This is a genomic window from Janthinobacterium sp. LPB2021202312-11-4 (genome assembly GCF_037049705.1).
Taxonomy (GTDB): Bacteria; Pseudomonadota; Gammaproteobacteria; order Pseudomonadales; family Pseudomonadaceae; genus Aquipseudomonas.
Genome location: NZ_JBAGKV010000001.1, coordinates 352273 through 364530 on the forward strand (window position 1 = coordinate 352273; position 12258 = coordinate 364530).

The window sequence follows — 12258 nt, forward strand, 5'->3', positions numbered from 1 at the left end:
CCCCCCTGCCCCGCAGGAGACGCCAATGACCCGCCCCGCCCCCATCCGCAAACCCCGCGCACGCAGCCAGGCGCGGATCGATTCGATCCTCGATGCCGCCCGCACGCTGCTGGCCGCCGAGGGCGTGGCCAGCCTGTCGATCTACAGCGTCGCCGAGCGTGCGGAAATTCCGCCGTCCTCGGTCTACCACTTCTTCGCCAGCGTCCCGGCCCTGCTCGAAGCCCTGACCGCCGACGTCCACGCCGCGTTCCGTGCCTGCCTGCAAGCGCCGATCGACCACGCGGCCCTCAACGGCTGGCGTGACCTGTCGCGGCTGGTGGAACAACGCATGCTCGACATCTACGACGAAGACGCCGCCGCCCGCCAACTGATCCTCGCCCAGCACGGATTGACTGAAGTCACCCAGGCCGACCGCCAGCACGACATCGAACTCGGCGACCTGATGCACAAGCTGTTCGATCATCATTTCGAACTGCCGAGGTTGCCGACCGATGTGGATGTGTTTGCCTTGGCCATGGAGCTGGGGGACCGAGTGTATGCGCGCTCGATTCAGTTGCATGGGCAAATCACATCGCGCATGGCCGAAGAAGGGATGCGGGTGTTTGATGCGTATCTGGGGCTTTATCTGCCGCCGTATCTGCCCAAACGCGTCGTGCTTTAAAAGATCGCAGCCTTCGGCAGCTCCTACGGGGGTACGCATTCCCCTGTAGGAGCTGCCGAAGGCTGCGATCTTTTGATCTTCAAAAAAACCCCCAAAGGGCTCACACCCTCCGGAGTTGTTCGCAATGCCCACGCTTACAACTTGGCGATCGACACCTCGGTGGATTTCACAAAGGCGATCACTTCGCTGCCGACCACCAATTCCAGCTCCTTCACCGAACGGGTAGTGATCACCGAAGTGACGATGCCGGACGCGGTCTGAACGTCGATTTCCGACAGCACGTCACCCAGCACGATTTCCTTGATCGAGCCTTTGAACTGGTTACGAACGTTGATGGCTTTAATAGTCATGATTTGATTCCTGTCAGTTGAGGTGAGGCGTAAGTTATTGCGCCCAACGCAGTTGCGTAGGCAATGGTGAAACAGGTTCCGGTTCCGGCGGTTCGCCCGGCAGAGACAGCACGCGGTTGAGGACTTCGGTTTCCAGCGCCGCCAGCCGATGGGAGCCACGAACCCGGGGGCGCGGCAGTTCCACCAACAGGTCGAGGCCGACTTCGCCCTCTTCGATCAGGATCACCCGGTCGGCAATCGCTACCGCTTCACTGACGTCGTGGGTCACCAGCAACACGGTGAAACCGTGCTTTTGCCAGAGCCGTTCGATCAGTTGCTGCATTTCAATTCGGGTCAGGGCATCCAGCGCGCCCAAAGGCTCGTCCAACAACAGCAAGCGCGGTTGATGGATGAGCGCGCGGGCCAGGGCCACACGTTGCTTCTGCCCACCGGATAACGCGGCTGGCCACTCATTGGCGCGATCCGCCAGCCCCACCGACTCCAGTGCTTCCAGGGCTTGCGGCCGCCAGTTGCCCTTGAGCCCGAGGCCGACGTTGTCGATCACCTTTTTCCACGGCAGCAGGCGCGCTTCCTGGAACATCAGTAGCGTGTCTTCCCGGGCCTCACTCAGCGGCGCAGAACCGGCGAGCAATTCGCCGCCCGTGGGTTGGTCGAGACCGGCCAGCAAGCGCAGCAAGGTGCTTTTTCCACAGCCGCTGCGACCGACCACGGCAACGAACTGCCCGGCCGGAATGTGCAGATCGATTCCCCGCAGCACTTGCCGCGAACCAAAGGTCTTTTGCAGCTTGCGCACTGCCAGCGGAATCCCGCGCAGCAGGCGTGGAGGTTGTTGAGCCGTCATGCGGCACCTCCCTTGTTCACTTGATAGGCCGGATGCCAGCGCAGCCAGACACGCTCAAGCCCACGGGCCGCGAGGTCGGCCAGTTTGCCGAGCACCGCGTACAACAGAATCGCCAGCACGACCACGTCGGTCTGCAAGAACTCCCGGGCATTCATCGCCAGGTAGCCAATGCCGGAGCTGGCGGAAATGGTTTCGGCCACGATCAGCGTCAGCCACATGAATCCCAGGGCAAACCGCACACCGACCAGAATCGACGGCAACGCGCCCGGCAGGATCACCTGACGGAACAGGCTGAAGCCGGACAAGCCATAACTGCGCGCCATCTCCACCAGCGCCGGATCGACGTTGCGGATGCCGTGATAGGTATTGAGGTAGATCGGGAACAGCGTGCCCAGCGCCACCAGGAAAATCTTCGCCGACTCATCGATGCCAAACCACAGGATCACCAGCGGAATCAGCGCCAGATGCGGCACGTTGCGGATCATCTGCACCGAACTGTCGAGCAGGCGTTCGCCCCACTTCGACAGACCGGTGATGAAACCCAACGCCAGACCGATGCCGCCGCCAATGGTGAAACCCAGCGCTGCACGCCAGCCGCTGATGGCCAGGTGAGTCCAGATTTCACCGCTGCGTACCAGGCTGACGCCGGCTTCGATCACCGCGATGGGCGCCGGCAGAATCCGTGTCGACAACCAGCCCGCCGACACCGACAACTGCCACACCGCCAGCAGCAACACCGGCAACGCCCACGGTGCGAGGTTGTGGATAATTCTTTTCATGGCAGCGCCTCAGCTCTGGGACGCGGCTTTGGGAAGGATGTCGTTGGCCACCATCTCGCCAAACGGGCTGACGTAGTTGGCGCCTTGCGGCAGTTCCGGGCGCTGCACATCAATGTGCGGGAACAGCAACTCGGCGACGCGATACGCCTCTTCCAGGTGTGGATAACCGGAGAAGATGAACGTGTCGATGCCCAGGTCGGCGTATTCCTTCATGCGCGCGGCCACGGTCGGACCGTCGCCCACCAGCGCCGTACCGGCACCGCCACGCACCAGGCCGACACCGGCCCACAGGTTCGGGCTGACTTCCAGGTTGTCGCGACTGCCACCGTGCAGTGCGGCCATGCGTTGCTGGCCGACCGAATCGAAACGCGACAGGGACGCCTGGGCCCGGGCGATGGTCTCGTCGTCCACGTGGGAGATCAGCCGATCCGCTGCGGCCCATGCCTCTTCGTTGGTTTCACGAACGATCACATGCAAGCGAATGCCGAAACGCACGGTACGCCCGAGCTTCGCCGCTTTGGCGCGCACTTGTTCAATCTTCTCGGCGACAGCGGCCGGCGGTTCGCCCCAGGTCAGCACCATCTCGACCTGTTCAGCGGCCAAATCCTGCGCCGCTTCCGACGAACCGCCGAAGTACAGCGGCGGACGCGGTTGCTGGATCGGCGGATAGAGCAACTTCGCGCCTTTCACGCTGATGTGCTGACCGTCGTAATCGACGGTTTCGCCTTCCAGCACCCGGCGCCAGATGCGGGTGAACTCTACCGAGGCTTGATAGCGCTCCTCGTGGCTGAGGAACAAACCGTCGCCGGCCAATTCATCGGGATCGCCACCGGTGACCAAATTGAACAACGCACGACCGCCGGACAAGCGATCCAGGGTCGCCGCTTGCCGCGCCGCCACCGTCGGGGAAATGATCCCGGGGCGCAGGGCGACGAGGAATTTCAAACGCTGGGTCACCGGAATCAGCGACGCAGCCACCAGCCACGAGTCTTCGCAGGAGCGACCGGTGGGGATCAACACCCCGCCGAAGCCCAGGCGATCCGCCGCTTGGGCGATCTGTTGCAGGTAACCGTGGTCAACGGCGCGAGCGCCTTCGGCGGTGCCAAGGTAATGGCCGTCGCCGTGGGTAGGCAGGAACCAGAAAATATTGAGGCTCATGGAGTGGTCTCCTTGGGAATTCGAATTACTGCGCGTTGGCAACGGCTGCCGGTGGTGTCCAGATCACGTCTTTGATGCTCAGGGGCTTGGGAATCAGCTTGAGCTGGTAGAAGCTGTCGGCGATTTTCTGTTGGGCGGCGACCACTTCCGGGGTCAGGAACAACGCGCCGTAGCCCTGGCGTTTCACCGACGTCAGGGTGATCTCCGGCGACAGGCCAAGCAGTGGCGACACTTGTTTGGTCACGTCGTCCGGGTTGGCCTTGGACCACTCGCCGACGGCGCGCACTTCTTCAACGAGGGTCTTGATCACCTCGGGATTTTTCTGTGCGTAAGGCTTGGTCGCCAGGTAGAACTGATGGTTGTCGACGATGCCTTGGCCATCACGCAGGGTGCGTGCTTGCAGTTGCTGTTCGGCAGCGGCCTGGTACGGGTCCCAAATGACCCAGGCATCGACACTGCCGCGCTCGAACGCGGCGCGGGCATCGGCGGGTGGCAGGAATACGGTCTGGATGTCGGTGTACTTGAGGCCGGTGTCTTCCAGCGCGCGGACCAGCAGGTAGTGAACGTTGGAGCCTTTGTTCAGGACGACTTTCTTGCCTTTGAGGTCCTGCACCGATTTGATCGGTGAGTCCTTCGGCACCAGGATCGCTTCGCTGTGGGGCGCTGGCGGTTCGTAGGCGACGTAGAGCAGATCGGCGCCGGCCGCCTGGGCAAACACGGGCGGGGTTTCGCCGGTGACGCCGAAGTCGATGGAGCCGACGTTCAGGCCTTCCAGCAACTGCGGCCCGCCAGGGAACTCAGTCCATTGCACATCCACGCCTTGGGCGGCGAGGCGTTTTTCCAGCGTGCCTTTGGCCTTGAGCAGCACCAGGGTGCCGTACTTTTGATAACCGATTCGCAGTGTCTCGGCTTGTGCTTGAGAAATAACGCCGAAGGACACAGCCGCCACAAACAGAGCGACCAGACCACGACGCAAAATGACAGTGCGCATAGCGCTCTCCTATTTGCTGTTGGGTTTTGGCTGCACCTGCTTGGCCGTTAGCGGCTGAGTAAGGTGAGGACTTCAAATTCAGGTGTGGCTCAAGTGCCGGCTTAAATGCTCCAGCGTGCACTCAATAAACGTTCGTTTAGCAGGTTCGGATCGATCGGCTTCGGCCGTCGCGCCATGGCGCTGAAAAACAGCTCCAGGGATTCATTCAGTCGTTGTTCCAGCTCCGGCGCCAATTGCGCCTGGGCACTGCCTTCGCCATAAGCGATCTGGCTGTCCACGGCGAAAATCCCGTGGAGCATTTCCTGGGCTTTCAATGCCGAGAGCACCGGTTTGAGCGCGTAATCCACCGCCAGCATGTGGGCGATGCTGCCGCCGGTGGCCATTGGCAATACCACTTTGTGGGCCAGGGCGCGTTCGGGCAGCAGATCCAGCACGGTTTTCAAGGCGCCGGAGAACGACGCTTTGTAGACCGGCGTGGCGATCAACAGCCCATCGGCGTTGGCAATCTGTTGCAACAGGTCGATCACCTTCGGGCTGTCGAAGCGTGCGTGCAGCAAGTCTTCGGCCGGGAAGTCCCGTACCTGGTAACTCACTACTTCCACACCTTGTTCCTGCAACCAGCGTTGAGAACGCTCCAGCAACACCCCGGAACGAGAGCGTTGGCTAGGGCTGCCACCGAGTGAGACGACCAGCATTCAGGCGATTCCTTGAACGGTGTTGGCGATTCGCAGTGCGCGATCTCGCTTCGATGGAAGTGACCTTAACAGGTGATTTATATATCCATAAATCATATTTATTCATTTAGTTATTCCTTACAGATCTATGTGAATCATCTTTTCCCGGACAAAAAAATAGGCCGTTAAAAACGGCCTGAAATCCCCTGCTTTGTGGATGCCTGAAAAAGATCGCAGCCTTCGGCAGCTCCTACGGGTGTACGTCAATCCATGTAGGAGCCGCCCCAAGCTGCGATCTTTTGATCTTCAACGATTCGGCTGCGGCGTCAGGCGCAGGTACGGTTTCACCGCGCGATAACCTTTGGGAAAGCGCTTCTTGATTTCGTCTTCGTCCTTGAGCGACGGCACGATCACCACTTCATCACCGTCCTGCCAGTTGGCCGGAGTGGCCACTTTGTAGTTGTCGGTGAGTTGCAGCGAGTCGATCACCCGCAGGATTTCATGGAAGTTGCGACCGGTGCTGGCCGGGTAAGTGATGGTCAGCCGCACCTTCTTGTTCGGGTCGATCACGAACAGCGAGCGCACGGTGAGGGTGTCGCTGGCGTTCGGGTGAATCAGGTCGTACAGGTCAGAAACCTTGCGATCGGCGTCAGCCAGGATCGGGAAGTTGACGATTGTGTTCTGGGTTTCGTTGATGTCCTCGATCCACTTGTGGTGCGAGTCCACCGGGTCCACGGACAGGGCGATGGCTTTGACGCCGCGCTGGGCGAATTCGTCCTTGAGCTTGGCGGTAAAGCCCAGTTCGGTGGTGCACACCGGGGTAAAGTCCGCCGGATGGGAAAACAGCACGCCCCAGCTATCGCCCAGCCATTCGTGGAAACGGATGGTGCCGGCGCTGGAATCCTGTTCAAAGTCGGGGGCGATGTCGCCAAGTCTGAGGCTCATGGTGCTGCTCCTGGTGAGTGCTTGATGAGCTCAACTGTGCCTGCGTTTCCTAGATATTAAAAAGAATAAATATCGATTTATTTAGATCACAAAAGAATATTAAACATCTGTTCACTGGACCTCTGCAGCCATCGGGACGAACATCGCCCACAAGGTTCGAGAAGGCCTTGAGTTGCTGCAAAAGAGGGAATGTTTCGGGGCGGGATTACGGGGGTGACTCTGCTCTGAAACGCAAAAGCCCCGCCCGGCGAGGTGCCGGGCGGGGCTTTTTTTAACGCAGGCTTACAAGAGCGCGCTGTTACAACAGCGGGATCGAGTAGCTGACGATCAGACGGTTTTCGTCTTGGTCGCGCTGGCCTGGGATGTTGTTACGCCACATGGCGTTTTTCCACATGAAGCCCAGGTTTTTCAACGTACCTTCTGGCACAACGTAAGCCAGGGTCAGGTCGCGTTCCCACTCGGTCTTGTCACCGGCAGCGTTATCAATGTTATCGCCACGCAGGTAGACGATGCCGGCAGTCGCGCCTGGCAGGCCAACCTTGGCGAAGTCAAACGAGTAGCGACCTTGCCAGGTACGTTCGCCGGCACGGCCGAACTTCTGGATCTGCATGTCGGTGATGGTGCCGTTCGACGAGCCGTCACCCTGGTTCAGCCACGGGAAGTCGCTGTCGCCATTGCTGACCTGGTAACCGCCACCGAAGGTGTGACCGGCAACCGAGTACAGGAACAGGCCGCTGTACAGGTTGTTGTCGACTTTACCCTTGGTGACCGTGCCGCCGTAGTAACCGGTGGTGAAGTAGTTCTTGTCGTTGCCGTTGGCACCGTCGTCCTTGCTGTTGAAGTAACGCAAGTCAGATTTCAGGACGCCAGGACCGATGGACCAGTTGTGCACCAGGCCCAGGAAGTTCTGTTTGTAGAAGTCTTCCAGCTTGCCGTAGTAGTACTGAGCGGTCAGATCTTTGGTGATCTTGTAGTCGCCGCCGGCATAGATGAAGTTGTTGCTGTCGCGACCGGTCGAAGTAGGGCTGTTGGCACCCGAGATCGACAGTTGCTCGTTGTTGCTGGAGTTACGACCTTTAACCTGTTCGATCTTACCGCCAACCAACGTCAAGTCTGTGATGTCGTTGGAAGTGATCTGGCCACCCTGCCAGGTCTGCGGCAGCAGACGACCGTCGTTGGTCACGATAACCGGGTTCTTAGGCTGCAAGGTACCCAGCTTCAGTTCGGTCTTGGAGATCTTGGCTTTGGCAGTCAGGCCCAGGCTGGAGAAGTCATCAACCGCTTCGCCGTTGGACTTGCTTGGGAAAACCGTGCCGCCGTAAGAAGTAGCGGTAGCGCCGTTGGTGCCGCCGCCCGAATCCAGCTTGATGCCCAACAGGCCGATGGCATCAACACCAAAGCCAACAGTGCCTTGGGTGTAGCCGGAGATGAAGCGCAGGTCAAAGCCTTGGCCCCATTCTTCGTTTTTGCTCTGAACGCCAGCCTTTTGGTTGGCAGCCGAGCCAGCAGCGCTGTCACGGTTATCGTTGTTGATGTAGAAGTTACGCAGACCCAAGGTAGCCTTGCTGTCTTCGATAAAACCGGCGGCGCCTGCCTGCTGCGCCAAAACCCCTACGGCCACAGCCAGGGCCAAGGTGGACTTATTCATGTTTCGCTCCTCTCGTTTCTAATTCTTGTGTTCCTGGTCCGGGGTCGAATGCCCTGAATCCTAAGATGCGCGATTAGCGCCAGACCGTGACTGACAAGTCAATCGTAACCTTGTGTGTCTACGACCAAGGTCTAACCACAGTGATTTGGTCCCTGCAGGGTAATGAATTTCTCATAAACCCAAAAAGAATTATTTCATTCTTTTTCATACCGCAATGGAATATAGCTCATCACTGCAAAACCGAGCCGGGACATCAGGTATCGGCTCATAAGCTAATTACTAAATGGTATTTATTAGCCTTTTTTTAGATCGATTAGCTTTGACGCATCTTCCATACGTCAATCCCTATCGAAAAGGCGACGCCATCATGGCCAAACGCGCACTATCCAGTCAAATTGTTACAGTTTGTATATCGATATTAATTTCCTGTGGCGCCCAAGCCGCCAACCTCACCGTGGGCTATCAAACCGGTATCGACCCAAGCAAAGTCCCGCAAGCCGATGGACTGTACGAGAAAACCCTCGGCCAGAAAATTGACTGGCGTCGTTTTAATAGTGGTCCGGAAGTAGTAACCGCCATTGCTTCCGGCGACGTGCAGATCGGCAACCTGGGTTCCAGCCCACTGGCCGCAGCCGCCTCGCGCAACCTGCCGATCGTGGCGTTCATTGTTTCCGCGCAAATCAACGCCGCCGAAGCCTTGGTGGTGCGCAACGGCAGCGGCATCAATAAACCGGAAGATCTGATCGGTAAAACCATCGCCACGCCTTTCGTTTCGACCTCCCATTACAGCCTGCTCGGCGCCTTGAAGCATTGGGGCCTGAACACCTCGCAAGTCAAAGTGGTCAACCTGCAACCGGCAGAAATCGCCGCCGCCTGGAAGCGTGGTGACATCGATGGTGCGTTTGTCTGGTCGCCGGCCCTGGGGGAAATTCGCAAGACTGGCAAGACGTTGACCGACGCCGCACAGGTTGGCCAATGGGGTGCGCCGACCTTTGAGGTCTGGGTCGCCCGCAAGGATTACGCCGAGAAGCATCCAGACGTGGTGGCCCGATTCGCCAAGGTCACCCTGGACTCGTTCGCCGACTATGCCGCCCATAAAGACAGCTGGACGGCCGATTCTGTGCCTGTGCAGAAAATCGCCAAACTGACCGGTGCCAATGCCGCCGATGTGCCGGAGTTGCTGGCCGGCTCAACCTTCCCGGACGCCAAGGCGCAACAAGGCACCGCGCTGCTGGATGGCGGCACGGCCAAGGCGATTGGTGAAACGGCGAAGTTCTTGAAGGAGCAAGGCAAGGTAGAAACAGTGCTGCCGGATTACTCGCCGTATGTGAGCGCGAAGTTCGTACAGGAATAAACACACCCCCTCGTAGGAGCTGCCGAAGGCTGCGATCTTTTGATCTTCTTGCGATTTCATAATCGCCAAAATCAAAAGATCGCAGCCTTCGGCAGCTCCTACGGGGGCGATGGGGTCAGAGGGTTTTTTCGAAGATCTTCGAATTACGCTGATAGTTGTACAGCGACGCCCGCGCCGACGGCAGGCGCTCGACGCTGCTTGGCTCGAAGCCGCGCTCGCGGAACCAGTGAGCGGTCCGGGTCGTCAGCACGAACAAGGTTTTCAGCCCCAGCGCCCGGGCGCGGGTTTCAATGCGCTCGAGCAATTCATCGCCGCGACCGCCATGGCGATACTCCGGGTTCACCGCCAGACAGGCCAGTTCCCCGGCATCCGAATCGGCAATCTGATACAGCGCCGCACACGCAATGATCATCCCTTCGCGCTCGACCACGCTGAACTGCTCGATCTCGCGCTCCAGCACTTCCCGCGAACGCCGTACCAGAATCCCCTGCTCTTCCAGCGGGCTGATCAAGTCCAGCAAACCGCCGACGTCTTCAATCGCCGCTTCGCGCACCAGTTCGAATTGCTCCTGGGCCACCAGCGTACCGCCACCGCCACGGGTGAACAGCTCGGTCAGCAGCGCACCGTCCTCGGCGTAGCTGACGATATGGCTGCGGGCCACGCCGCCACGGCAGGCTTCCGCCGCTGCATCCAATAGCTCGGCCTGATAGTTGCTGCCCAGGCGTTGCAGATGCGCCGGGACTTGTTGCGGACGCAACTCGCGAACCAGACGACCGTGTTCATCGATCAAGCCGAGGTCGGCGCCGAACAGCAGCAGTTTGTCCGCGCCCAGGTCGATGGCCGCGCGGGTGGCGACGTCTTCACAGGCGAGGTTGAAGATTTCACCGGTCGGCGAGTAACCCAGCGGCGACAGCAGCACGATGGAGCGCTCGTCCAGCAACCGGTTGATGCCCTTGCGGTCGACCCGACGCACTTCGCCAGTGTGATGATAGTCGACGCCTTCGAGCACGCCGATCGGCCGCGCCGTCACCAGGTTGCCGCTGGCCACGCGCAAGCGCGAGCCCTGCATCGGCGACGAGGCCATGTCCATGGACAGCCGCGCTTCGATGGCGATGCGCAGTTGGCCGACCGCATCGATCACGCACTCCAGGGTCGCGGCATCGGTGATGCGCATGCCGTGGTGGTAATGCGGGATCAGGCCGCGAGCGGCGAGACGGGTTTCGATTTGCGGACGGGAACCGTGAACCAGCACCAGTCGCACGCCCAGGCTGTGCAACAGCACCAGGTCGTGGACGATATTGCCGAAGTTCGGATGCTCCACGCCGTCGCCGGGCAGCATGACGACGAAGGTGCAATCGCGGTGGGCGTTGATGTAAGGGGACGCGTGACGAAGCCAATTAACGTAGTCGGGCATGAACCTGGGCCTGTAATAAATAGCAGCCAAAAAATGGGCGAAACTGGAAACGCACAACGGGCTGGTGGTTATCGTCGGAACAGGCTTGGCGACACGCGAGCTCTCCTCATAAGTACGGTTTTGGACACCGGCAATTTACACCCCGTAGGAGCTGCCGAAGGCTGCGATCTTTTGATCTTGTTTTTCAGATCAGGATCAAAAGATCGCAGCCTTCGGCAGCTCCTACGGGGGTTGTATTTCAACCCACGGGCATCGTGGTTTGGGCCGGCGTCAGGCAGTAATGTTCAATCAGTTGTCGTAATAGATGCACGGTAGGCTGCAAACGTGACATTTCGAGGTATTCCCCCGGTTGGTGAGCGCAGGCGATGTCGCCCGGGCCGAGGACCAGTGTTTCGCAGCCAAGACGCTGAAGATAAGGCGCTTCGGTGCCGAACGCTACTGCTTCGGCACGATGGCCGGTGAGCTTTTCCGCGACCCGGACCAATTCTGCGTCTTCGGCTTGCTCGAACGGCGGCACTTCCGGGAACAGCGGCGCGTAATCGATCTTCACCTGATGCCGTTCGGCAATCGGATTGAGCTTCTGCAAAATCGCGGCGCGCAGGGCATTCGGGTCCATGCCCGGCAACGGTCGCAGGTCGAATTCCAGCGAGCATTGGCCGCAGATGCGGTTGGGATTGTCGCCGCCGTGGATGCAGCCGAAGTTCATGGTCGGCGTCGGCACGCCAAACTGTGGATTACGGAATTCGCGCTGCCACGACAGACGCAAGCCGCGCAGTTCGCCGATGGCATCGTGCATGGCTTCGAGAGCGCTGTGGCCCAGGCTCGGGTCGGAGGAATGGCCGCTGCGCCCGAGAATATCGATACGCTCCATCATCACGCCTTTGTGCAGGCGGATCGGCTTGAGGCCGGTCGGCTCGCCAATCACCGCCGCCCGCCCCAACGGACGCCCGGCGGCGGCCAAGGCCCGAGCCCCGGACATGGAGCTTTCTTCATCGCAAGTGGCGAGGATCATCAATGGTTGCTTGAACGGTTGGTCGAGCAACGGGATGACCGCTTCGATGGCCAGGGCGAAAAAGCCCTTCATGTCACAACTGCCGAGGCCGACCCAGCGGCCGTCGACTTCCGTCAGTTTCAACGGATCGGTCTGCCACAACGCGCCATCGAACGGCACGGTGTCGCTGTGCCCGGCCAGCACCAGGCCACCGGGGCCGGAACCAAAACTGGCGAGCAAGTTGAATTTGCCGGGGCTGACCTGCTGAATATCGCAGGCAAAACCCAAATCACCGAGCCAGGTCGCCAGCAAATCGATGACGGGGCGATTGGTTTGATCCAGGCTCGGCTGGGTACAGCTGACGGACGGTGCGGCGATCAGCGCAGCGAACTGATCTTTCATGGACGGCAAAGGCATCGCTGACTCCCAACTCCCGATGTGAAGCCCATCAT

12 protein-coding genes are annotated in these 12258 nt (G+C 59.8%); 2 read left to right on the forward strand and 10 right to left on the reverse strand.

Going from position 1 to position 12258, the window contains the following annotated elements:
* Positions 1-25: 25 nt before the first annotated feature.
* Complete coding sequence (locus V5E99_RS01585) at positions 26-661, forward strand: TetR/AcrR family transcriptional regulator (protein WP_499800412.1); 636 nt, start codon at positions 26-28, stop codon at positions 659-661.
* A gap of 134 nt (positions 662-795) precedes the next feature.
* Here the strand turns inward: V5E99_RS01585 and V5E99_RS01590 are convergent, their stop codons facing one another.
* From V5E99_RS01590 to V5E99_RS01625, 8 genes are all read right to left on the reverse strand, one after another.
* Positions 796-1011 carry a TOBE domain-containing protein gene (locus tag V5E99_RS01590; RefSeq protein WP_003229256.1) on the reverse strand — a complete coding sequence of 72 codons (216 nt, stop codon included), beginning with the start codon at positions 1009-1011 and terminating at the stop codon, positions 796-798.
* Positions 1012-1045: 34 nt separating this feature from the next.
* Complete coding sequence (gene ssuB / locus V5E99_RS01595) at positions 1046-1852, reverse strand: aliphatic sulfonates ABC transporter ATP-binding protein (protein ID WP_499800414.1); 807 nt, start codon at positions 1850-1852, stop codon at positions 1046-1048.
* Positions 1849-2631: an aliphatic sulfonate ABC transporter permease SsuC gene (ssuC, locus tag V5E99_RS01600; protein ID WP_499800416.1), complete on the reverse strand. Its 783-nt coding sequence runs from the start codon at positions 2629-2631 to the stop codon at positions 1849-1851. Before ssuC ends, ssuB begins: the two co-directional genes overlap by 4 nt.
* A 9-nt stretch (positions 2632-2640) precedes the next feature.
* Positions 2641-3789 carry an FMNH2-dependent alkanesulfonate monooxygenase gene (ssuD, locus tag V5E99_RS01605; RefSeq protein ID WP_499800418.1) on the reverse strand — a complete coding sequence of 383 codons (1149 nt, stop codon included), beginning with the start codon at positions 3787-3789 and terminating at the stop codon, positions 2641-2643.
* Between the two features lie 25 nt (positions 3790-3814).
* Positions 3815-4780, reverse strand: a complete 966-nt coding sequence (locus V5E99_RS01610) for a sulfonate ABC transporter substrate-binding protein (RefSeq protein ID WP_499800419.1) — start codon at positions 4778-4780, stop codon at positions 3815-3817.
* Positions 4781-4881: 101 nt separating this feature from the next.
* Entirely contained in the window at positions 4882-5475 is a 594-nt protein-coding gene (gene ssuE / locus V5E99_RS01615) for an NADPH-dependent FMN reductase (RefSeq protein ID WP_499800421.1), read from the reverse strand.
* Positions 5476-5760: 285 nt separating this feature from the next.
* Positions 5761-6399, reverse strand: coding sequence for a peroxiredoxin (locus V5E99_RS01620; protein WP_499800423.1), 639 nt, complete (start codon positions 6397-6399; stop codon positions 5761-5763).
* Positions 6400-6697: 298 nt separating this feature from the next.
* Positions 6698-8047, reverse strand: coding sequence for an OprD family porin (locus V5E99_RS01625; RefSeq protein ID WP_499800425.1), 1350 nt, complete (start codon positions 8045-8047; stop codon positions 6698-6700).
* A 367-nt stretch (positions 8048-8414) separates the two neighbouring features.
* On the opposite strand from V5E99_RS01625, the gene tauA reads away from it, so the two are divergent.
* Complete coding sequence (gene tauA / locus V5E99_RS01630; RefSeq protein WP_499800427.1) at positions 8415-9401, forward strand: taurine ABC transporter substrate-binding protein; 987 nt, start codon at positions 8415-8417, stop codon at positions 9399-9401.
* Positions 9402-9516: 115 nt separating this feature from the next.
* Here tauA and argA read toward each other — a convergent pair whose 3' ends face one another.
* Together argA and argE are read right to left on the reverse strand one after the other, a co-directional pair.
* Entirely contained in the window at positions 9517-10815 is a 1299-nt protein-coding gene (argA, locus tag V5E99_RS01635; RefSeq protein WP_499800428.1) for an amino-acid N-acetyltransferase, read from the reverse strand.
* A 238-nt stretch (positions 10816-11053) separates the two neighbouring features.
* Positions 11054-12223 (reverse strand): acetylornithine deacetylase, encoded by a 1170-nt coding sequence (gene argE / locus V5E99_RS01640; RefSeq protein ID WP_499800429.1) that lies wholly within the window; start codon positions 12221-12223, stop codon positions 11054-11056.
* Positions 12224-12258: the final 35 nt, after the last annotated feature.